Origin of the sequence: Heyndrickxia sp. MSNUG, from assembly GCF_049532715.1 — a bacterium.
In the GTDB taxonomy this organism is placed as follows: Bacteria; Bacillota; Bacilli; order Bacillales; family Cytobacillaceae; genus Mesobacillus.
This window is the reverse complement of the sequence record NZ_CP150978.1, coordinates 354,827-377,987: the sequence shown is the minus strand read 5'-3', so window position 1 is coordinate 377,987 and position 23,161 is coordinate 354,827. Positions and strand designations below refer to the sequence as shown.

The window sequence follows — 23,161 nt, the reverse complement described above, 5'->3', positions numbered from 1 at the left end:
TTCTACTCTTATTAAAATAACCAGTTTTTATTAAAAAAACCGAAATTTAGGAAGTGTTTATTTTTATCAAATACAAAAAAGACGGAATCTAAACAGTTCCGTCTCTACTGGTTACTTGTTACTTCACTTTTTGCTTCGACAAATATAAGAATGCTTTTATCATAAAATAACTGACTTCATCCGGCAGCAGTTCTTTAATCGGCTTCAGCTTGTCACGTCCTGCTTCTGCAACTGCTTTTTCAAGATCACCGATGTAGTCCGCAGGGATCAGCAGCGAATAATCAACTTCCATTCCCTGCTGGATGCATTGAATCAGATGGTTCTCCACAGTGCTTTCCGCGAGCTCACGCTGAGAAGCAATCTGGCTCACAGACAGTTTTTCCTGATGCAGCTTGTACGTTCCGAGATGGGAGTCACCGACGGTTTTCTTCCTTGCTGGTTTAGGCGGCTCTGCAGCTGCATTCAGCACGGGCTGCCGCTCCGGGTTCTCCTCGCAAAACTCTATGATTCTCTCGATAAAAGGCGCTCCATACTTCGTCAGCTTGTGCTCACCAACTCCGCTGACTTTAAGGAACTCCGCATCTGTTAACGGCAGCTTCAGGCACATGTCCTTCAAAGCTGAATCGGAGAAAATCACAAAAGGCGGTACCTTTTCCTTATCCGCCACCGTCTTCCTAAGAGCCCGCAGCTCCTCGAACAATGGATCATCATTTGAAACCTGCTTGATCTGGACTGCTTCTTTGCGGAAAACTTGAATTTTACCGAGAAGAACATCCTTCCCTTTCGCTGGGACATAGATTGTCGGATATGAGCCGTGCTCGACGCCAATCAGCTCCTGGGAAATCAGGAATTCAATCAGGTCATTCACCTGCTTGGCGTTCCGATCCTTCATCAAGCCATATGTCGGCAATTTATCGAGACGGAATTCGATGACTTTTTTGTTTTTGGAACCAGTCAGGACATTGGCCGTCATCGCTTTCCCGTATTTCTGGCCCATCCTGATGATGCACGACAGCACCATCTGCGCATCCTTCGTGACATCCTGCGTTTCGCGGGCATCGGTACAGTTGCCACAGCGGCCGCATGGCGTCGTTTCGGTTTCGCCAAAATAATGGAGAATGTAAGACTGCAGGCATTCCTCGGTATGGCAGTAGCCGACCATCTGCTGCAGCTTTTCAAGCTCAGGGGCCATCCGTTCCCTGTCAGCAGATTGATCGATCAGGAAGCGCTGAACCTGTACATCCTGCGACGAATACAGCACGATACATTCGCTGTCCAGCCCGTCACGCCCTGCACGGCCTGCCTCCTGATAATAACTCTCCATATTCTTTGGCAGCTGGAAATGGATGACATAGCGGATATTACTTTTATCGATCCCCATTCCAAATGCCGAGGTCGCGACCATGACCGTTGCTTCATCCTGTAAAAATCGCTCCTGCTCGCTGTTCCGGTCCTCATCGTTCATCCCGGCATGATAACGGGCCGCATTGATTCCTTCCTTTTTCAGCCACTCGTAAAGCTGGTCGACATTCTTTCTTGTTGCCGTATAGATAATGCCAGCTTCCTTTTCATTCTTTTTCACAAATTCCTTCATAAACGATTGCCGGTCCTGGCCTTTAATGACCGAGAAGCTTAAGTTTGTCCGTTCAAACCCTGTAATGACGGTGTTCTCACGGTTTATTTTTAGCGAGGCACAGATGTCCTCCCTAACCTTTGGTGTAGCCGTTGCCGTTAAGGCGAGCACGATTGGCTGCTTTGGCAGACGGTCAGCAAGACTTGAGATGTGCAGATAGCTCGGCCGGAAATCATGGCCCCACTGGGAAATACAGTGCGCTTCGTCGACTGCGATCAGCGGGATGTCCATGTCCTGAAGATCGTCCATAAACTCCCACGAACCAAGACGTTCAGGTGCAATATACAACAGCTTGTACTTTCCCCGGCGCGCATCATCCATGCGGGCAGCCGCTTCCCCGGCTGTCAGCGAACTGTTGATATAGGTCGCAGGAATGCCATGCTGGATCAGCGTGTCGACCTGGTCCTTCATTAAAGAGATGAGCGGAGAAATAACAATAGTCGTACCCGGCAGAACAAGAGCAGGGATTTGATAAACAATGGACTTACCGCCGCCAGTCGGCATGACACAAACCGTGTTCTTTCCTTCGAGCACGGAACTGATGGCCTGTTCCTGACCATGGCGAAACGAAGAATATCCAAAATGATTTTGCAATAACTCACGGGCTTTTTGAAGCATGATAGGCGGGCTCCTTTCAAGGTAAAATTTTGAGGGGATTTAAGAGGAGTAACAATCATATTGTAACAGATTCGCTGATTCAACCCAATGAAAAAAGAAGAAGCAAAGGGACGCTTCTTCTGGAAGCAAGGGGACGCTTCTTCTGGAAGCAAGGGGACGTTTCCCCTGCTTCCTCGCCGAAGCACAGGGACGTTTCCTCCGCTTCTTATAAAATACATTTCAGCACACCATAGGATGATAGAATCCGGTGAACTCTTCTATTAAAAAAAGGAAGCATAAGATACGTCCCCATGCTTCCTTCGTTTTAAACCCTTTTATATTTTCTATCAAAATATTGCTGCAGGCCATTGCTTGTGAGAGAAAATGCGAAGATCGTGATGCCTATTGCAATGGTGCCTGTGATCGGCAGCCATGGGTGCGACCAGATATGCTTGGTGAGATCCAGGTAATAGGTCGGCCAAATGTTGGAGGTGTTCATGGCTTTGTACCCACCGCTCAATTGCGAAACGAATTGGACGCTGAAAAAGATTTCAACGATTCCGAGCTGCCCGATCAGGAAGAGAATCCTCCCCAGGTCCGAAAAAAATTGGACGATGAAGAAAGGCCTTAACGGCGGCCAATAGTAGTTCCGCAGCATCGCCAGCGCTGAAGAGCCGGCGACAATTCCTGCCTCCACATAAGGTTTTTTCTTGATATCCAGCATTCCTTGATAAAAGATATCCGCCACCCTGCCTACCTCAATCAGAGCAAGAACGATCATGAACCACAGGTACCGATTCTCCGAAAAAACGATAAACGGTGTGCCTACGATTAAAATGATAAAGAAAATGGGCGGTATGAATGAAAACAACCGATTCCAAACGATGAGGATTTTATGGAAAAATCGCGAATAAAAGCTCGCCAATGCCAGTGGTATGGCGAAAATATACCGGATCAGGGCAATCGCCAGAATGGTAAGCAGCGTTTCCTTCGTCCCCAGCAGCAGCTTGCTCAATAAATCGACCCCATTCGCATCCGAGCCGATTGGGTATTCTTTTGATAGGGCGAAAGGCGGCAGTTCATAGCCGCCATCTTCTTTCTGCCTCATCACTTGCTCTTTTAAAGATGTGTCAACAAACGGAAGGTATGGCGCCGTAAAGGCGATAACCAACAGGAAAGATAGTATGAGTAAGCCTATTGTCAGTGATTTATTCATGATTCATCTCCTGTGAAGCCGGTGTAACGATACTTCTGAAAATCTGCGCCACAAGATTCGAAACAAGAATGATCGATGTAAAGAAAATCGTGTAGCCAAACGCCGATACTCCGTCCATCCCAATTTCAAGCCCAATGTTGAAGCCTGTCCCGCTAAAGACCGCCTGGAACAGCCCGCTGGCAGCTCCTTTGAAATCCGTCAGTTTTTCGACGATAAATAGGTTTGATAATACATAGAGTGTGATTGTATTTGCATGCGCAAGGATTTTGGGCAATGAATTTTTCAAGATATGCAAGAACAAAATTTTTGTGCCAGAGGTCCCTTTCGATCTCGCGGTTCGTATGTAGTCATTCCCCTCCTGCTCACGCAGACTAACATTGGTGATATTCGCAAGGTAAAAAACAGGATAGATCAATAAAAATAGAATACAAACAACATAGGTTTCGAGATTATCGCTGCCATACAAAGCGACGTGGAAAAACAGCCCTTTTTCATATAGATACATCAAGCCTATTTGAGTGATGATGATGAAAAAGAGATCCGGCATCGAGATGAACAGCCACGTCGTCCCGTTCCCCAAAAAGTTCAGCCTTCGCTTCTGCATCCGGAAATCAAAGATCCCCTTCAATACACCAAAAATAAAAGCCAAAATCAAGGCTGGCACAATCAGCAGCAAACTCTTCCAGGCCTTGGGCAATATTTTTTCCGAGTAAGACTGGCCCGGTATGATTTCCCCCAACCCCTGGTTTTCTTTTATATACTGAAAGAAACCCTTAATATTCGCAATGTGCTTGTCCACATCATAAACATAGCTGGCCGATTCAAATTGTCCGCCCTTCCCCACCTCATACTTCGTCGTATTCGGCAAAAACAAAATCGCTATAAACAAAAATACACAAATAATCCATAACAAAAATTGCTCGACTGCTTTTTTCAAATAAACCATTTTTCCTCCTGCCATGCTGAATATGCATAATTTTTCGTCTCTTTAAGGCGTGAAAGCTCTCAAACACTTTAAAACTCAAAACCTTACAAACGCTCTATATCAAATCATGATGGACCCCTTTAAATCCGAGTCCAAGAACCCTATCGAAAATAGCTAATACAATCAAAATCTCCAAAAACCACAGAAGGACGCATCACCATCCACCATCCTACTTAAGACATACATTCATATTACCATTTTTTTCATATTACAAGGAATAGAAAATTTGAAGCAGAGGGACGTACCCATCGCTTCTATAGCTATTTGTTCAGCGTGCATCGTATTATTAGGGACCAATAAAACCTTCAATAAAAAATGGAAGCATTAGGTACGTCCCCATGCTTCCGGGTTTCAGCGTATGTTATACTAAATTTCAAGGCGTTATATGTCTATATTTAATGGGGTGCATAGTTGGAAAGTACACATTTAATAGAAATTGATGAAATACAAAACCTTACCAAGGGTCATGCTTTGTATTTTTTTGATGATCAGGATCAGTATGTTTCAAAAATTGTTGATTTTATCATCTCCGGTTTAGAATTGAATGAACATTGTATCATTATAGAAAATGATCGAATTACTCCATTGATTAAAAAAAAGCTCACAGTGTTAGTGAATAAAAAACGTCTTGAAAAAGTGACGTTCGTCAATAATTATGACTTCTATTATGCAAAGGGAGACTTTAGAATCAATTCTATTTTTGACTATCTCCCTAATATTATTACAGGCAATTCTGAACTTGATATAGTTGTCCGAAGCTGGGCTCATATAGAATGGCGGGATGAGCACGAAGTAAGTAAACATTTATTGGATTCAGAAATTGAAGCCGATAAAATAGTTACCGAAACAAAACTCCTTTCCGTTTGTGCCTACGATTCAGAAAGAGTCAGTCAGGAGTTTAAAGAAGGCCTCCTAACTTGCCACAACCTTCTAATAAATGAGAAGAACTAAAAAAGAAGCAGAGGGACGGATCCTTTGCTTCTTTTAGCTATGTTCAGCGTCATCGTATTATAGGAACCAAGAAAAGCTTCAATGAAAAAATGGAAGCATAAGATACGTCCCCGTCCTTCTTTAATAAAGCCTATTCACATAACCTTCTTGTAAAGACTTGGCCACTTCCTCGGATGTTACATTCGGTATTTTTGCATGATCGACCAGCATTTGTGGAACGGATGGCAGGGTTGCTTTTTCAGGCCATGATTCCGGTTTCCACATGGACGAGCGGATTAACGCTTTTGCGCAGTGTACATAGCATTCCTGCACTTTAACCAGGATCCCGAATAGCGGCACTCTTCCATTAACCGCACTCATTTCAAGAAGCTCAGGATCCCGGCATATATACGCTTTTCCGTTTACCCTCAATGTCTCTCCCAGCCCGGGAATCAAAAAGATGAGTCCGATATTAGGGTTGGTTATGATGTTTTGGGCAGAATCCATTCTCTTATTGCCTGGACGTTCTGGAATGAACAGGTACTGCTCGTCAATCACAGACACAAATCCAGGCTGGTCCCCTCTTGGCGAAACATCACATTGTCCCTCTGAGTTTGCAGTAGCCATCGTCAAAAAAGGAGACTTTGAAATATATTCTCTGACATGGTCATCGATATATGAAATCACTTTATTCGCTGCTCTTTCACTTGGAGTTCCAACAGAGGTACGGAATAATTCAAATTCTTCTGCAGTAGAAACAATACCTTCAAACTTCTTAATCTCAAAAACCACCTTTAATATTTTCTATATAATTATAGTATAGTAAAAACTTTAGAAACCTAAGTTTATTTGAGAAGCAGAGGGACGTAGCCTCCGCTTCTATTAGAGTAAAGTTAAGCCTCATGTATGATCGAATCCGATAAATACCTCTATAAAAAAGGAAGCATAAGGTACGTCCCCATGCTTCTAATCCTCATCAATATTTTTCCCCCATTCAAATCCTGACTTACCCAAATAATAGAGGACTCCTGCGGATAATAATACAGATAATATTGCTATTATAACTCCCATTTTAACCTCCTCATAATATCGTTTGATGAAACGTTTGTTTATTAAGAAAGCCCGCATATAGCAGCGGGTAAGGGAGTGTTATGTCAAAAACTTAGCAATAATGATAAAGAGTATAGATAGTGAAAAGAAACCTATCATGATATATCCAAAATATCTCAAGGGTTTTGGAGCTTTTTCAAATCTACATCAGTCGGGTATCCTCCGACATTGCTCATGTGCTCCATTGCATCATTAATGGGTTTTTTATTGGACATTTTATCCCTCCTAGATATAAATATTTCTTCTTATTAAAAATTCAATATTTCTCAGGTAATTCCTTCTTAAGCTAACCTGCCCTTATCTCAATAAGATTTCCAACAAAAAAGTGCCTTAATCTTTCATAGATCAACGCACCAATTATCAAAGGATTAGATTTAATTAAGTCTTATAAACAAAAATGTTATTAGATACATGAGTGTGCCAACGATTAACATACCACCTATAATATAACTGATGCTGGTGAGGATAAATTTTATGAAATCATATATTGCACCAGCCAAATCATCTATAAACTTAGTCACGCCCACACCTCCACAAATTCGACTTCTATCTATCTGGCAGTTCAGCGATTCTACCCGTTTCTTTAGCTTAACAAGCATTTCAATAAAAAGGCGATATTCCTCACCCTCCATTGACGATGCACTCCAGGGTTTAGTTCATTATATTTGCAATAAACTCTCCAACGTTACCTCCCAGACGGTAGGATGCATACCAAATCCATAATGTTAACCCCACTGCTGTAAGGACTGGATGCTTCTCCATTAGTCTTTTCAGTTCTTTTGAAAAATCTACCATCTGATCAGCTCCTTATTATGTATCGGGCCATCATTTGCCCTTATTACCTTTTACATCTACCATTTAAAACTTCTCAACATTCCGATTCGCCATTTTATATTCAAATCCCTCCTTTTTCCATTTTCTAATTTAGGAGGGACGTAAACTTCGCTTCTTTTAGAGTAATGCTCAGTTTTATAGCTTATGTGATCCAGTGAAAGCTTCTATTAAAAATAAGCACAAGATACGTCCCCTTGCTCCTTACTTATAAAAAAAGGAAGCATGAGAAGCGCCCCATGCTACCTACTAATAAAGAGGAGAATTGTCCCCATGCTTATAGTTTTTTGCTTTGCTGAAGAAGTTTGGATTTCCCTGTTTTTTCCCATGCTTCTACTGTTTCATATGCTTTTTCAGGTGTGTATCCTTTCCCTACGAGTACTCCCATTAGAATGAATTCTTGAAGAATGTGTAACGCATTTATTCCTCTTTTCACGTCCTCTAATCCTTCGTTCACCAGGAATTCGGTGTATTTTACCCATTCGTCTGGAGTCTTGCCAAAAGCAACTGTATTTCCATTTCCATTCCCGTTGCCTCCATGCCCAGCCTCTGCATCTGCTTTGGTTACATGAACCGTGCCAAATGGGTGGTTAGGCGGGGCATAGATCGAGTAAAGTTTGAGCGGGATATTGCCTGTATTTTTGACGTTATGCCATGTTCCTGCAGGGATCATGATGGCAAAATCATCAGCGACATTTTTTTCATAGGTTAGATTATCTTTACTCTTGCCCATTTGAACAATTCCCTGGCCTTGTTCAATACGTAAAAATTGATCAACAGCAGGGTGTATTTCCAGCCCGATATCATCGCCGACATTGATACTCATCAACGTAACTTGCAAATGATTCCCTGTCCATAAAGCGGTTCGATACGTATTGTTTTGCTTCGTTGCTTCATTGATATTAACGGAATATGGGTTTGGACCATAATCTTTTAATACAATATTGCCGTCACCAGTGGGAAAGCGGTAAGAGTTTGCATACTCATTGGGAAAACCCCATTGAACAGGCTGACTTCCATAGTTATACACAGGTACATTCACATTATAAGGATATTGATATTGTTGCGGATATGAATACATATATGGATTATTGTACATTTTTCTCAATCCCTTCACAGATTATCAAATTATCCTATGCACTTTTAAAGGGAATGTGCCCAAAGAAGCAGAGGGACGTTCCTTTTGCTTCTCTTAGAGTATAGCTCAGCGTCATATTTGATTAGGACTCACATCTATAAAAAAGGAAGCATCAGATACGTCCCCATGCTTCATCCATTTAAATATAGGTATACAATTAGGAAAATGATTAATCCGATCATGAACACAGAACCTATGCTCGCGCTGTATACTACATAAATTTTAATATGAAGAATCACATGAACAACAAGAATGATAAGTAAGCATAAAAGCAAAAATATGATTAAATTCAAGTTTTTATTCCTGTACAAAAAATCAGCACCTTATAGATACATAGTCGGAAGCAAAATTTGTTATACTTTTAATCTTTATATATTTTAATTTGGCTATTATTATTCATGAAACATTCACTTTGTCCAAAACCCCTAGACTTTACAGCGTCTTATGGTGCTTCGGTAATATTGGGATTGTTCCTTCCAAGACTACCAAAAATCATAGATTGATGCTCCAACTGCCTTCACTACATAAAAAAAAGAGCACTAATCCTTCGTGGATCAGTGCACCTTATTAGCCCATCTAATTTTTCTCAGTACTCACATTACTTTTTCTCCATCACTGCAAAGTAATTTTCTTCACCGTCTGCAAAGTTAAATACTCTGCCAGAAGGCATATTTACAATTTCTCCGACTGTGATATTTTTATTTAATAAGTCGCTATGCAGTTGATCGAGATTTTCTGAGAAAAACAATAAAGAAGGTGTACCAAGATTTACTCCAGGCGACATTTTAGCAACGAATTCCTTATTGTGCAGGATGATGCTTGTTTCTGCATCCTTTGTCGGCGCAATTTCAATCCATCTCATTCCCTGGCCATTATCTTCTTCAGAAATGACACTGAATCCTACTTTTTCCGTCCAAAAATTTACTGCCTCATCCTGGTTATTTACATAAAGCATGATTTGGCCGACTTTACTAATCATTAACTTCACTCCTTATCCACGATTTTAAAAGTATATCACCCTAAATGTTCATAATATTCTAAAAATAAATTAAAAACGAAGGTCTATTTGACACCTTTATTCCTCAATCACTCAACTAGTTACCATATGACGAACCGCTGTATGATCTGCATTAGAATAACTTGGTAAAAATAATTTAATTGTCGTACCTTCTCCTTGTTTGCTTTTAATATCTATGCTGCCTTGGTGAAGGTCAATAATTCGTTTGCATGTGATCAGCCCTAGGCCAGTCCCTTTTTCCTTCGTAGAATAAAAGGGTTCAAACAACCTTTTATGTCTCTTCTCAGATATACCGCAGCCCTTATCTTTAATGAGGATTAAGATGTTTTTTTCACAGGCTTCCTTTAACGTCACTTCTATGTGATTGCCCCGATCATCTGTTGCTTCAATCGCATTTTGCAGGAGATTGATCAATACTTGCTTAATTTGATTCTGATCGCAATTTAAAAATAGTTCGGATTCCAGGTTTGATTCTATTTTTATACTTTTTAAATTAGCCTGTGGCTCCATCAACACAATACAGCTTTGAAGCAGTTTATTAATATTTGTAGGCTGAAAATGAACGTGCTCATTTGGTTTTGCAATGAACATAAATTCATTGACAATCTGATTGATTCGATCCATTTCATCCATCATGATATCTAGGTAACCTGCTAAATCTTCCTGATCCACACTTTCTTTAACAATTTTCGCAAAGCCCTTTAGGGAAGTCAGGGGGTTTCTAATTTCGTGTGCAATTCCAGCAGCCAGTTCACCTACTACAGAGAGCTTCTCCATTTGCTGAATCCGCTTTTCCCTCTCTTTTTCCTTGGTAATATCAATGGCCGTTCCAATAACCTCAACTGTTTTCCCATTCCTGCGGATTGGATTAAGAATTGCCAAGTAATGCGTATCCCCAACGCACCCTTCATAGTTAATGTTTTCTCCCTTCCAGGCGATCTCATAAAAGACTTCTTTCCGGATTGCCTGTTCAGCTGGCAGAAATTCAAACAATGGTTTACCCACGACACTTTCAGGTTTCAAACCAATTTTTTCAATGAGTTTACCTTCAATAAATGTATGAATGAATCGACCTTCCTTTTTAACGAACTTGAATATAAAGCCACTTTCTCTAGGTATGAACTGTTCGTAATCCACCTTATTGCTTTGATCATTCATATGGAAAACACCCTCAGAAAAAATTATTATACTATTAATTCTTTTTTTATTACCAAAATCCTTTATCGTTTGACCATTCTCAGAAAAAAAGACTGAAGCAGAGGGACGTATCCTTTGCTTCTTTAAGCTGGTGTTCAGAATTATAGAATTATGGGGTCCTTTGCAAGATGCTATAATTATGGAAGCAGAAGGTACGTCCCCATGCTTCTAACGCACTTGCGAGATTATCAATAAGGCTGCTTTCATAATATTGAAAGCAGCCTCTCATCTTATTTATTCTCTCCGGTCATTTCCATGACTTTCTCTCGTACTTCTTCTATATTGCGCATTTTGTTGTCCCAGCATTTCTGGCTGAGGTCGACTGGGTATTCTTCGGGATTCAGCATACGTGTGTACTCTTCCCAAAGAACGCCAAGGCAGTACTTGGAATGAGAGCGTACTTCCTCAAGGCTAGGCTGGGTGTAGACAAGCTTGCCTTCTTTAAAGATATCATGATGCAGCTCCCGCGCATCGAAATTCGTGACGAATTTGCTGACGAAGGTGTGGACTGGATGGAACATTTTCAGGCGCTTTTCCTCTTGCGGATTCTCGTCCTCAAGAGCAATATAGTCTCCCTCTGAACGGTTATTTGAATTATTGATGATCCGGTACACCTTTTTGATTCCGGGAGTCGTGACTTTCTCAGGATTGGAGGAAATCTTGATTGTATCCTCCATCGTGCCGTCCGCCCTCTCAATCGAGACAATTTTATAAACCGCACCAAGTGCCGCCTGGTCATAGGCCGTAATCAGCTTCGTGCCCACACCCCATGTATCGATTTTCGCGCCCTGGGCTTTCAAGTTCATGATCGTATATTCGTCAAGATCGCTCGATGCGACGATTTTTGCATCTTTAAAGCCTGCTTCATCCAGCATCCGCCTTGCTTCCTTTGAAAGATAAGCGAGGTCACCGCTGTCGAGTCGGATACCGATAAAATTGATCTTATCTCCGAATTCCTTTGCGACACGGATGGCATTTGGCACACCCGACCTTAATGTGTCGTACGTATCAACGAGGAACACGCAGTCCTTATGCGTTTCCGCGTATTTTTTAAAAGCGGTGTAATCATCCTTATACGCCTGGACCATGGAATGGGCATGCGTTCCAGACACCGGAATTCCGAACAGCTTGCCTGCGCGCACATTGCTCGTGGAATCAAAACCGCCGATGTAAGCAGCTCGCGTTCCCCAAAGTGCCGCATCCATTTCATGTGCCCGACGGGAACCAAATTCCATCGCAACTTCGTCTTTCACCACCTGCTTGATCCTTGATGCTTTCGTTGCGATCAGTGTCTGGTAATTCACGATATTTAACAACGCCGTTTCAATCAGCTGTGCCTCTGCGAGCGGCGCATCAACTCTGACTAATGGCTGGTTGGCAAAAACGATTTCGCCCTCCTGCATCGCACGGATCGAACCTGTAAACCGAAGATCCTTCAGATACGCCAGGAAGTCCTCTCCGTAATTGGCTTCTTCTCTTAAGTATTGAATATCATCTTCGGTAAATCCGAAGTTCTCAATGTAACTGATGATTTTTTCCAGTCCGGCAAAAACAGCGTACCCATTCCCAAAAGGGAGCTTGCGGAAAAATAAATCAAACACCGCACGGCGATTGTGCATACCGTCGCGCCAGTATGTTTCCATCATGTTGATTTGATATAAGTCTGTATGAAGCATCAAGCTGTCATCTGTAAATTTCGTGCTCATCCAAAAACCTCCAAGTTTGCTGCCATCCGTGTTCCTTTTCATAGGCTACTTCACCTCCGCGCCAATCGAGCTTTCGAAATGGCGAAGCGACCACTCATGGCCGACAGGGTCAAATGAAGCAACTGCCTCCTTATACACAATAACCTTAAATCCTTTATTGTAAGCATCAACTGCTGTATGCAAGACACAAATATCGGTACAAACGCCGACAAGATGCACTTCCGTAATGCCTCTCTCTCGCAATTTCACTTCAAGATCCGTCCTGGCAAAGGCTGAATACCTTGTTTTATCGATATAATATACATGCTCTAGATGCTTATTCTCCTCGTACATCGCTTGAAGGCTGCCGTACAAATCTCTTCCCTTCGTGCCGCGGATATTATGAGGCGGATACAGCTTCGTTTCCGGATGGAACTCATCACCCTCATCATGGACATCAATAGCGAAAACCACATAGTCACCATTCTGGATGAATTCCCTGGTAACGCCGACAAGCTTCTCCTCAATGTCCTGGCCCGGCTTGCCGCATGTCAAAGCCCCGTCATCCGCCACGAAATCATACGTATAGTCGATGTTGATCAACGCCTTGTTCCCCATTATGTATCCACATCCTTCATATTATTATCTTGCCTGATATCTCTTATTTTCTTCCATTTATGTGTTACAGGCAAATTTTACACATTTACCCTATGCATTTACCCAGTTGTCACAGACATATTTCGTTTTTTTCCTAGAATAAAAATCTCCCCTCGCACATGAAGTTGCTTAATACCAGCTGAGGACCGCTTACGTAGTTTTGATTGTTCCAATGACCATTATTGGAACAGCCCTTTGTCGTTTTTTTACCTCTCATTGTTCCAATAACCCCTATTGGAACATCCCTTTGCTGTTTTTTCATCTCTCATTGTTCCAATGACACCTATTGGAACATTCCCATGCCGTTTTTTTACCTCTCATTGTTCCAATAACCCCTATTGGAACATCCCTTTGCTGTTTTTTCATCTCTCATTGTTCCAATAGCCCCTATTGGAACATCCCTTTGCCGTTTTTTCACCTCTCATTGTTCCAATAACCCCTATTGGAACATCCCTTTGCCGTTTTTTTTACCTAACATTGTTCCTATGACCCTTATTGGGACAATCTACAGCCAATTTTTCACCTCTCATTGTTCCAATAACCCCTATTGGAACATCCCTTTGCCGTTTTTTCACCTAACATTGTTCCAATGACCCTTATTGGGACAATCTACAGCCAATTTTTCACCTAACATTGTTCCTATGACCCTTATTGGAACAAACCACAACCTTTTTCTTATCCTCCCATTGCTCCAATGACCCCTATTTGAACACCGCAACAGTGTTCTTTCTCCTTGTCTGTTCCAATCGATTCATCTCTTCCTTTTACCAATCCTTCCACCAAGGCATTTACCCCATAACCAAGACACAACCTACCCAATCACAAAAAAAATCGCCCCAAAAAGGAGCGACTCATTATTATTCAACTCTAAAGTTCAAATCTAGATTCTCAGGTCGGTCTTCCGGACGGATTTCATCCAGAGGTACAAATACTTCTATGTGTCTGAACAGGTTTTCAAATTCGGCTGGCAAATTGCCGCCGTATTCGCCGTCAAGATTCAGCTGGACGTGTTCCTTCGCATGAACCTTGATGCGGTTCGCCTGTGTATAGATCACGTTTGGATCATGGATATGCTCCCCGCGGACTGCGAGTGAGGCAATCTTGATAAAATCGGCAAGGTTTGTTTTTTTCAAAATCAGCAGCGAGAACAAACCGTCATTGATCGAAGAATTCGGTGCCAGTTTTTCAAAACCGCCGACGGAGTTCGTCAGCCCGACTAGGAACATCATGGCTTCGCCTTCAAAAAGCTTTCCATCATACTCAATGCTCACTTCAGAAGCACGAATGGACGGCAGCATCTCCATTCCTTTTAAATAGTATGCCAGCTGGCCAAGGACAGTCTTCAGCTTACTTGGAACCTCATATGTCAGCTCTGTCAGCCTGCCGCCGCCTGCAATATTTATAAAATATTTATCATTGATCCTGCCAATATCGACCGGGATCGTTTGGTTTTTAATAATGATGTCAACCGCCGCCATGATATCGCGCGGAATATGGAGCGCTCGGGCAAAGTCATTGGTTGTCCCAACTGGAATGACTCCCACCTTTGGTCTGTACTCCTGTTCAGCAATCCCATTGACCACTTCATTGATCGTGCCATCTCCTCCAGCTGCGATGACAAGGTCATAACGGCGCTCAACAGCTATCCTTGCTGCCTTGATTGCATCGCCTTCACATGTTGTCGCATGGCAGGAAGCTTCATATCCTGCAGTCTCAAGCTTTTCCAAAACTTCTGCAAGATTCTTTTTGAAGATTTCACGTCCTGAAGTCGGATTATAAATTATTCTTGCTCTTTTCATACCCATCATCCTACTTAATATGGTTTTTAAAATCCCATCATTTTACATCATAGCTCAAATTCAACAGACAGGCAATTGCCCCAAAATCTTTCACCGATATATCATAAACCACTTTTTGTTTTTTTGCCAAAGGGAAAGACGTTTTTTTCACGAAGAATATATATTGTTAACTATTCTATTTTTCGAAAAACTCTTCCATTCATACATATTCTTTTTTACAATACAAAGAGATTAGTTACATAAATTGGAAATACCCATCAACCTATTAAAAGTTGAGGAGCTACCTTTATGAATATTATTACGTTTGACGACATCACTGCCCGCTTTACAGCATGGGCAAAAGCGGAGAAAGACATTCAAGCTGCATTGATCATTGGATCGAGAGCGAGGACAGATGCACCTGCTGACCAATGGTCCGATCTTGATATTATCTTTTTGACAGACAAACCAGAACAGTTCATCTACTCGGAAAGCTGGCTGAATCAAATCCATCCTTATTCTATTACCTTTCTGGAAAAAACAGCGGTTGGAAATGGGATGGAAAGGCGCGTTATGTTCAGCCCCCACTTAGATGTTGATTTTGTCATCCTGACACCTGAGCATTTTTCAGGCATGCTTCAAGTGAAAGAAGTGCAGCAGGTATTTAAAAATGGATACCAATTGCTATTCGATAAAACAGACGTTACGAGTGGGATAAAAGTTTCCGATGATCTTTCGCTAGCTCGCGCGGTGCCGTCTAAAGAGCAATATGATCAACTCGTTCAGGATTTTTGGTATCACGTTGTATGGGTGAGCAAAAAGATGCTGCGCGGCGAACTTTGGGTAGCGAAGGAATGCTTGGACAGCAACCTAAAGTATTTACTCAGGACAATGGCCGAGTGGCACGCAATTGCCGTAATGGATCAATCACCATGGCATAATGGGCGATTTATTGAAAATTGGGCCGACCCACGTCTGGTAAGCTCATTCTCGAGGATTTTTGCGAAGTATGATAGAAACGACATGCTTCAAGCCTTAAAGGAAACGGTGGATATCTTCAGGCTGCTGGCGGCTGAAACAGGCACTGCACTTCGTTATCCATATCCCGAAAAGGCAGATGCTTCGGCAAGCAGCTTCATTCACTTATACGAGAATTCTATTCTCACTGTAAAATAACGAACATTAGCTGGTCTTTGTTAGAATATGATTTTTTAACGACACTAAAAGGGTGACTTTTTATGATTTGGCTGATTCTTCTGGCTGCTTATTTGATCGGATCGATCCCAACCGCCTTATTGGTTGGCAAGTTTTTTTTCAATGTAGATATCAGAGACCACGGCAGCAAAAACCCCGGTGCGACCAACACTTTAAGGGTGATGGGCAAAAAGGCAGCCGTCATCGTGCTGTTGGTAGATGTGGCAAAAGGCATGTTTGCCGCTTCGCTTCCATTGCTTTTTGATGTGCCGATTAATCCGCTTTACGCTGGCATGATCGCTGTCATCGGCCATTGCTTCCCGATTTTTGCCGGATTCCGTGGAGGTAAGGCGATTGCAACGACGGCAGGTGCTCTGCTCGTGTTTGATATCGGGATGTTTATCGCTGTCTATCTGACATTCTTTTCCGTCATCTTGATTACAAAGTATGTATTCATGGGTTCCATTTCTGTCGGGTTTGCCATGCTGCTATATTCCCTCTTCGTACAGGAAAGTTTGGAACCGCGTCTGTTTATCGCGTTTATTTTATTATTATTTTTCCTCCATCGTTCAAACATACGCAGCTTCATGATGGGAACGGAACCGAAAATCAATGACCGTAATGCGAAAAAAGATCGCGTTCCTCCAAAGGGTTCATTCAAATCTTGATTCATCGCCATAGCTTTTAAGCTATGGTTTTTCTTTATTCTAGAAGTATATTAATAAAGCAAATTACTATTGATTGAATAATATTTTTTATGAAAAAAGGCTCTGTTATTCAGTTAGTTAAAATGATAGAATATTATTTGTATTAGCAATATTTTATTAATAATTTTTCACTATAACAAAGGGGGAAAGATTATGTCGAATGAAGCTTTTCAGCTAATCTCGATTGGGATTTACATGGCCGCGATGTTGTACATCGGCTGGTATTCCTACAGAAAGACTAGCAATCTGACAGACTATATGCTTGGCGGAAGATCTCTTGGACCCGCGGTAACCGCGTTAAGCGCTGGCGCTGCTGATATGAGCGGCTGGCTGTTGATGGGACTGCCTGGCGGAATTTATGTAAGCGGTTTAGCAAGTGCGTGGATTGCGATTGGTTTAACAGTCGGAGCCTATCTAAATTGGCTTTTAGTGGCGCCTCGCCTGCGTTCTTACACACAGGTAGCCAATGACTCCATCACGATTCCTGGTTACCTTGAAAATCGCTTTAAAGACGACACAAAGCTATTACGAATTGTTTCTGGTATTGTTATTTTACTATTCTTCACATTCTACGTTTCATCCGGAATGGTAGCCGGAGCTGTATTCTTCCAAAGTTCATTTGACCTCGATTACCATACTGGATTACTGCTAGTATCAGCTGTTGTTGTGGCCTACACATTATTCGGCGGGTTCCTGGCAGTTAGTTACACAGATTTCATCCAGGGCTTGATGATGCTGTTCGCACTTCTGCTCGTTCCTATCATAGGATTCGGCAAGACAGGGGGCCCAGCAGAAACCTTTGATACGATCCGTTCAATCGACCCTGCCTTGCTCGATTTGTTCAAAGGCACGACATTCCTCGGCATCATCTCCGCTGCCGCATGGGGACTTGGCTACTTCGGACAGCCGCATATCATCGTTCGCTTTATGGCAATTACTACTGTAAAAGAAACAAAGAGTGCCAGAAGAATCGGCATGGGCTGGATGATTTTCTCCTTGCTTGGAACAATCTTCACAGCGTTGATTGGACTTGCATTTTTCGCCCAGAATCCAGATTTCAAGCTTGAAAACCCTGAAGCTGTATTCATTGAACTTGGACAGATTTTCTTCCATCCATTGTTTGCCGGATTCATGCTGGCTGCTGTATTGGCGGCAATCATGAGCACCATCTCCTCCCAGCTGATTGTTACATCGAGCGCATTGACGGAAGACTTATACAAGGTGCTGTTGAAAAAAGACGGAACAGATAAGCAATATGTATTCTTCGGCCGTATGGCAGTTCTTGCTGTTGCCATCATCGCAGCATTACTCGCATGGGTGCAGAATGATACAATCCTCGGCCTGGTTGCATATGCATGGGCAGGCTTTGGTGCCGCATTCGGACCAGTGATCCTGCTGAGCTTATTCTGGAGAAAGATGACCAATTGGGGCGCCATCTGGGGTATGGTGGCAGGTACTCTAACCGTCATCGTTTGGAGTAAATTAGGACTGAGCGATGTCATGTACGAAATCGTTCCTGGTTTTATCATTAACCTGATTGTTTCAGTGGTAATCAGCTTAGTTACTTACAGACCAAACCCTGAAATCGAGAGGGAATTTGACTTAAGCGTTAAAAACTTGAATTCCTAAAATTCCGCAGTGCCTTTCCTATTTGGGAGGGCACTATTTTTTTTAACAACAGAATTTCTACATCTCCAAAGCTTTCACTACCTCTTATGTAAAACTACAAATCAAAGTCACCCCCCGATTTCTATGACTTCCTGTCTAAAGATAAGAATAAACTATCCGTTTTGGCGATTGTTCCACGTGGAGATTCAGAAAAGTATGACATTCCAGATAAATTTACGCAATAATTAGATGCATTCCATATTTAAGAGGATCCTGAAGTCCTGATGAAAGAATACCCCGAAATGTTTATCCAAACAGTGCCTGTGTACTTGGTTTTCAACGACAAGGAATTAGTGTTTTTGTATAGCACTAAAGAAGAATTAATTAAATTGTTTACAGATGGAAACGCATTAGGCTTTTAATACGCAAAAAAGGCCCATGGACTGGGTCTTTTTTGGATTGGATCAAGTGTTTCTTTATCGTGTGCTAAGAATCCGGCGAAACAGGTAGGAATCTGGCGAATTCACTAAAAAATCTGGCGAAAATACAATTAATCTGGCGATATCACCACTTGATTTGGCAAACTGGAAAAATCCCTCGAAAATCCCCAGTTTTACTACCAGCTTAAATTGCCACTTCCACCCCATAATGATCCGACACAACAGGTTTATTTTTACCATTAAAAATCACCCTGGAGTACTGCGGCTCCACCAGCTGGCCAGTCAAAATCAGGTCAATCCGCAAGTCCTGCTTGTTCTCTTCCCAACCAGCGATGTTTCCAGCAATCGTCACTCCGGAATCCTTCTCAACCGCAAGTTCAAAGGTATCATACAAACCCTGGTCCAATAAGTAATCATACCCTTCTCCGCGAACAGAGGCGGCGTTATTGAAATCGCCCATCAAAAAGAATACACCATCATTTTTCACCTGTTCCAGAAGTGAATCGGCCTGAAACTTGTATGGCTCCTCTTCATCATGCCACCATCCGAGATGGCATGAATAGAAGGAAACGGGCTGTCCATCAACATTAATTTTTGCACCGACAATCTTTCTCGTCTTCCAGTAGCTCTGGTCTTGGCCACGAGAGATGAAAAAGGAGTACTCTTCTTCAATCTTATGCTTCGTCAAAATCGCAAGGCCCTCTTCATAGACCTCATAACCAAGATGAGCAAAATCCCAGGTAAAGCGATAATCCACTGCACCGAGTTTGCGCAGCTCCTCGACAAGCACAAGCGCAAAATTATCTTCCCTGACAGCTCCGAAGGCAATTGGAGAATCCCTCCGCTGACTGACCTCCTGCAAAGCAATGACACCATAGTCATTCTCTGCAATCGTCTCTGCCAGTATCTTTATTTTTTCAAGCTGGTTGTCTTCCTGCCAAGAGTGGCAATTCAGCGTCAGTAATTTCATCTATTAAGCCCCCAAAAGGTCTTGGATGTCTGACTTCAAGACGTCAGCTTTTGGTCCGTAAATTGCTTGGACTCCTCTATCCTTTACGATCAGTCCAAGTGCACCATTGCTCTTCCACACTTGCTCGCCAGCGACTGCCGAAGGATCTTTTACCGTCACACGCAAACGCGTCATACATGCATCCACATCTTCAATATTTTCTTGTCCGCCTAATAATTCGATCAACACTGGAGCAAGTGAATCCTTCTTCACTGAAGCAGTTGAAGCAGATGAAGTTTCTTCCTCGATATAGTTGCCGTTGCGGCCAGGAGTCGGGAAGTTGAATTTCTTGATCATGAAGTTCGCTACCCCATAGTTTAAGCCAAAGAATACTAAACATGCGATTGCAAAGTTAACAAGGTCTAACCATAATCCAGCTTTGATAATCATCGGTGTTCTCGTCATCAATTCGATAAAACCGAAAGAGTGTACACGGATGTGAATGATGTCAACAATCGCGAACGCAAACCCTGTCATAACGGCATAGACCACATATAATACTGGTGCCGCAAACATGAACATGAATTCAATCGGCTCTGTTACCCCTGTTAAAAATACCGCTAAACCAGCAGATAAGAACATGGATTTATACTTTGTACGCTTATCTGGATCGACGTTGCGGTACATCGCAAGCGCAATACCGATCAATGCCGAAGTTGAAAGAATCATCTGTCCGACTTTAAAACGAGCAGGTGTTACATCATTCAGCAATTGCTTGTAGCTAGCTGTGTCACCAGCAGCATGGAAGTTGTTCAAGTCAGCAATCCAGGCAAGCCATAGTGGATCCTGTCCGGCTACAATTGAACCAGCGTTTGAACCAGTCATAATTTTGTACGTTCCGCCCAGTTCCGTATAATTGATTGGAACCGTCAGCATGTGATGAAGTCCGAATGGCAATAGCAAACGTTCCAATGCACCGAAAATAAATGGCGCGATGATCGGCGCTGTATTGCGTGATGTTGCGATCCATTGCCCAAAGTCATTCAAAAGACCCTGGATGAACGGCCATACAAGTGACAGGATCAGCGCCACGACAACTGAACCGCCGATTACAACGAATGGCACAAAACGTTTCCCGTTAAAGAAAGAAAGTGAGTTTGGCAATTTATCATAGTTATAGTACTTATTGAACAGGTTCGCCCCAAGGAAACCTGCGATGATTCCCACAAACACGCCCATGTTCAATGCAGGCGCACCAAGGATGGAAGTAAAATAATCTTTTACAACTAACTCTTGTCCAAAGAGAGACGTTACCGTCGCCTCCGGATTCGTAAGCATATCACCGCTTACTCCAAAGATCGCACCGGTAATCCGGTTAATCAGGATAAAAGCGATAAGTGCTGCGAATGCACCTCCAGCACGCTCCTTAGCCCATGAGCCCCCGATTGCTACCGCAAATAGGATATGTAGGTTCGTAATAATAGCCCAGCCAATGTCTTCTAAAATTCGTGCAATCGTTTGCAGAAAAACGATATCTGAAGCTGTCATTCCGACCAATTTACCAAGTGAAATCATGATCCCGGCAGCAGGCATAACTGCTACTACAACCAGAAGTGCCTTACCGAACTTCTGCCAAAAATCGAAAGATAAAAACTTCTTCACAGTGTTTCCTCCCTTGATGTATAGGCTTTCATTTAAATCCATAAGCAATTTCCCAGCAGATTTCCGAACAGCCTTATCTATCAAATTATTAATTTATTTTTATTGTTATATTAAAATAACACGCTTTCAGATTTTATGCAAACGTTTGCGGATAATTTTAAGATTAACAAATATATCTATCTTCCTCAGCTCTCAGCAGATGATAAATTTTATCGAAAGATAGAAGTATATGCTGGTGATTAGGAAAATGTCGAATCTGTAAATGACTGAAAATTCAACATTTTAACTTTCCCGGGAAATATCATGTCGAAAATACATTTCGACATAACCTTCATCAGACACAACAAAAAGGCTGACGGACACTACCGCCAGCCTTTGCTGCAACCTTTATCGCTTATTCAATTCTTCGACAAGCAATTTATTAACAAGCGGCGGGTTCGCCTGGCCTTTTGTGGCTTTCATGATCTGTCCGACCAGGAAGCCTTTTGCCTTGTCCTTACCGCCTTTAAAATCTTCCACGGATTGCGGGTTGGCATCAAGGATCTCGGAAATAATCTTCAGCAGCGCACCTTCGTCAGAAATCTGGACAAGTCCTTTTTCCTTGACGATTTGCTCAGCGTTACCGCCGTTTTCGACCAATTCCTTGAACACTTGCTTCGCGATTTTTGTGGAAATCGTGCCATTTTCGATCAGCTTGATCATGCCGGCAAGCGCCTCTGGTGTCAGTGCCGTTTCATGAAGTTCCTTTGATTCAGCCTTCAAGTACGCCGAGAACTCTCCCATCAGCCAGTTGGATGCCTGCTTTGGATCAGCCTGTGCTGCGACAGAAGCTTCAAAGAAATCAGCCATTTCTTTTGTCACTGTTAAAACTTCTGCGTCATATGCAGGCAATCCCATATCCTCGACATATCGCTTTTTACGCTGGTCTGGGAGCTCAGGGATTTCTGCACGTACCCTTGCCATCCACTCTTCATCGATATAAAGATCCGGCAGATCCGGCTCTGGGAAGTAACGATAATCATCTGAACCTTCTTTTACACGCATGAGAATCGTTGTATTTGTTGCTTCATCGAAGCGGCGAGTCTCCTGCTGGATTTCACGGCCAGCTAGGATTTCCTCTTCCTGGCGCTTCTCTTCATGTTCAAGCCCTCTTCGGACGAAGTTAAAAGAGTTCAAGTTCTTAAGCTCAGTCTTTGTGCCAAGCTCCTTCTGTCCAACCGGCCTGATGGAGATGTTCGCATCACAGCGGAGGGAGCCCTCTTCCATCTTGCAGTCCGATACGCCCGTATACTGGATAATTGATTTCAATTTTTCCAGATAAGCATAAGCCTCATCCGGTGTGCTTATATCGGGTTCCGATACGATCTCAACTAGCGGTGTTCCCTGGCGGTTGTAATCGACTAAGGAGTATCCGTTGCCGTGCGTCAGCTTGCCAGCATCCTCTTCCATATGGATACGAGTGATGCCGATTTTCTTCTTGTAGCCGTTAACCTCGATTTCAATCCAGCCATTTTCCCCAATCGGCTTATCGAACTGGGAAATCTGGTAAGCTTTCGGGTTATCCGGGTAAAAATAGTTCTTCCGGTCGAATTTCGTATGCTCAGCAACTTCACAGTTCAAAGCCATCGCTGCTTTCATCGCGTACTCGACCGCTTTTTTGTTCACGACCGGAAGGACACCTGGGTATCCCAAATCGATCACGGTTGTATTTGTATTTGGCTCAGCACCGAAATGGTTCGGACTCGCCGAAAAGATTTTCGAATCTGTTTTTAATTCTACATGGACCTCAAGGCCAATTACCGTTTCAAACTTCATTGTTTTCACCC

General features: G+C 42.6%; 19 protein-coding genes. 4 read left to right on the top strand and 15 right to left on the bottom strand.

Annotated features, from left to right (window positions below):
- Positions 1-118: 118 nt before the first annotated feature.
- The 3 genes from recQ to AABM38_RS01900 form a co-directional block, all read right to left on the bottom strand.
- Positions 119-2,251, bottom strand: coding sequence for a DNA helicase RecQ (gene recQ, locus AABM38_RS01910; protein ID WP_423408870.1), 2,133 nt, complete (start codon positions 2,249-2,251; stop codon positions 119-121).
- A gap of 304 nt (positions 2,252-2,555) precedes the next feature.
- Positions 2,556-3,446, bottom strand: coding sequence for an ABC transporter permease subunit (locus AABM38_RS01905; protein WP_423408869.1), 891 nt, complete (start codon positions 3,444-3,446; stop codon positions 2,556-2,558).
- Positions 3,439-4,392 carry an ABC transporter permease subunit gene (locus AABM38_RS01900; protein WP_423408868.1) on the bottom strand — a complete coding sequence of 318 codons (954 nt, stop codon included), beginning with the start codon at positions 4,390-4,392 and terminating at the stop codon, positions 3,439-3,441. Before AABM38_RS01900 ends, AABM38_RS01905 begins: the two co-directional genes overlap by 8 nt.
- 450 nt (positions 4,393-4,842) lie before the next feature.
- On the opposite strand from AABM38_RS01900, the gene AABM38_RS01895 reads away from it, so the two are divergent.
- Positions 4,843-5,382: an MEDS domain-containing protein gene (locus AABM38_RS01895; protein WP_423408867.1), complete on the top strand. Its 540-nt coding sequence runs from the start codon at positions 4,843-4,845 to the stop codon at positions 5,380-5,382.
- Positions 5,383-5,502: 120 nt separating this feature from the next.
- Here the strand turns inward: AABM38_RS01895 and AABM38_RS01890 are convergent, their stop codons facing one another.
- From AABM38_RS01890 to AABM38_RS01850, 9 genes are all read right to left on the bottom strand, one after another.
- Positions 5,503-6,153 carry a pyridoxamine 5'-phosphate oxidase family protein gene (locus AABM38_RS01890; RefSeq protein ID WP_423408866.1) on the bottom strand — a complete coding sequence of 217 codons (651 nt, stop codon included), beginning with the start codon at positions 6,151-6,153 and terminating at the stop codon, positions 5,503-5,505.
- A gap of 692 nt (positions 6,154-6,845) precedes the next feature.
- Complete coding sequence (locus AABM38_RS01885) at positions 6,846-7,103, bottom strand: hypothetical protein (RefSeq protein ID WP_423408865.1); 258 nt, start codon at positions 7,101-7,103, stop codon at positions 6,846-6,848.
- Between the two features lie 19 nt (positions 7,104-7,122).
- On the bottom strand, positions 7,123-7,266 hold the full coding sequence (locus tag AABM38_RS01880; protein ID WP_423408864.1) for a hypothetical protein: 144 nt from the start codon (positions 7,264-7,266) through the stop codon (positions 7,123-7,125).
- A 313-nt stretch (positions 7,267-7,579) separates the two neighbouring features.
- Positions 7,580-8,401: a cupin domain-containing protein gene (locus tag AABM38_RS01875; RefSeq protein WP_423408863.1), complete on the bottom strand. Its 822-nt coding sequence runs from the start codon at positions 8,399-8,401 to the stop codon at positions 7,580-7,582.
- A gap of 637 nt (positions 8,402-9,038) precedes the next feature.
- Complete coding sequence (locus AABM38_RS01870) at positions 9,039-9,419, bottom strand: VOC family protein (RefSeq protein WP_423408862.1); 381 nt, start codon at positions 9,417-9,419, stop codon at positions 9,039-9,041.
- 111 nt (positions 9,420-9,530) lie between these two features.
- Positions 9,531-10,616 (bottom strand): ATP-binding protein, encoded by a 1,086-nt coding sequence (locus AABM38_RS01865; protein WP_423408861.1) that lies wholly within the window; start codon positions 10,614-10,616, stop codon positions 9,531-9,533.
- A 269-nt stretch (positions 10,617-10,885) separates the two neighbouring features.
- Positions 10,886-12,361 carry a nicotinate phosphoribosyltransferase gene (locus AABM38_RS01860; RefSeq protein WP_423408860.1) on the bottom strand — a complete coding sequence of 492 codons (1,476 nt, stop codon included), beginning with the start codon at positions 12,359-12,361 and terminating at the stop codon, positions 10,886-10,888.
- 45 nt (positions 12,362-12,406) lie between these two features.
- A complete protein-coding gene (locus AABM38_RS01855) occupies positions 12,407-12,958 on the bottom strand; it encodes a cysteine hydrolase family protein (RefSeq protein ID WP_423408859.1) in 552 nt (183 codons plus the stop codon).
- Between the two features lie 896 nt (positions 12,959-13,854).
- Positions 13,855-14,796, bottom strand: a complete 942-nt coding sequence (locus AABM38_RS01850) for a diacylglycerol kinase (protein WP_423408858.1) — start codon at positions 14,794-14,796, stop codon at positions 13,855-13,857.
- Between the two features lie 288 nt (positions 14,797-15,084).
- Here AABM38_RS01850 and AABM38_RS01845 point away from each other — a divergent pair, with 288 nt between their 5' ends.
- The 3 genes from AABM38_RS01845 to putP all read left to right on the top strand — a co-directional run bounded on the left by AABM38_RS01845 (position 15,085) and on the right by putP (position 18,305).
- Positions 15,085-15,951 carry an aminoglycoside 6-adenylyltransferase gene (locus AABM38_RS01845; protein WP_423408857.1) on the top strand — a complete coding sequence of 289 codons (867 nt, stop codon included), beginning with the start codon at positions 15,085-15,087 and terminating at the stop codon, positions 15,949-15,951.
- Positions 15,952-16,013: 62 nt separating this feature from the next.
- Positions 16,014-16,637, top strand: coding sequence for a glycerol-3-phosphate 1-O-acyltransferase PlsY (gene plsY / locus AABM38_RS01840; RefSeq protein ID WP_423408856.1), 624 nt, complete (start codon positions 16,014-16,016; stop codon positions 16,635-16,637).
- Between the two features lie 192 nt (positions 16,638-16,829).
- Positions 16,830-18,305: a sodium/proline symporter PutP gene (gene putP / locus AABM38_RS01835; protein WP_423408855.1), complete on the top strand. Its 1,476-nt coding sequence runs from the start codon at positions 16,830-16,832 to the stop codon at positions 18,303-18,305.
- 603 nt (positions 18,306-18,908) lie between these two features.
- Here the strand turns inward: putP and AABM38_RS01830 are convergent.
- The 3 genes from AABM38_RS01830 to gatB all read right to left on the bottom strand — a co-directional run bounded on the left by AABM38_RS01830 (position 18,909) and on the right by gatB (position 23,150).
- Positions 18,909-19,694: an endonuclease/exonuclease/phosphatase family protein gene (locus tag AABM38_RS01830; protein ID WP_423408854.1), complete on the bottom strand. Its 786-nt coding sequence runs from the start codon at positions 19,692-19,694 to the stop codon at positions 18,909-18,911.
- A gap of 3 nt (positions 19,695-19,697) precedes the next feature.
- Entirely contained in the window at positions 19,698-21,335 is a 1,638-nt protein-coding gene (locus tag AABM38_RS01825) for a PTS transporter subunit IIBC (RefSeq protein WP_423408853.1), read from the bottom strand.
- A gap of 387 nt (positions 21,336-21,722) precedes the next feature.
- Positions 21,723-23,150, bottom strand: coding sequence for an Asp-tRNA(Asn)/Glu-tRNA(Gln) amidotransferase subunit GatB (gene gatB / locus AABM38_RS01820; protein ID WP_423408852.1), 1,428 nt, complete (start codon positions 23,148-23,150; stop codon positions 21,723-21,725).
- Between the last annotated feature and the right edge of the window lie 11 nt (positions 23,151-23,161).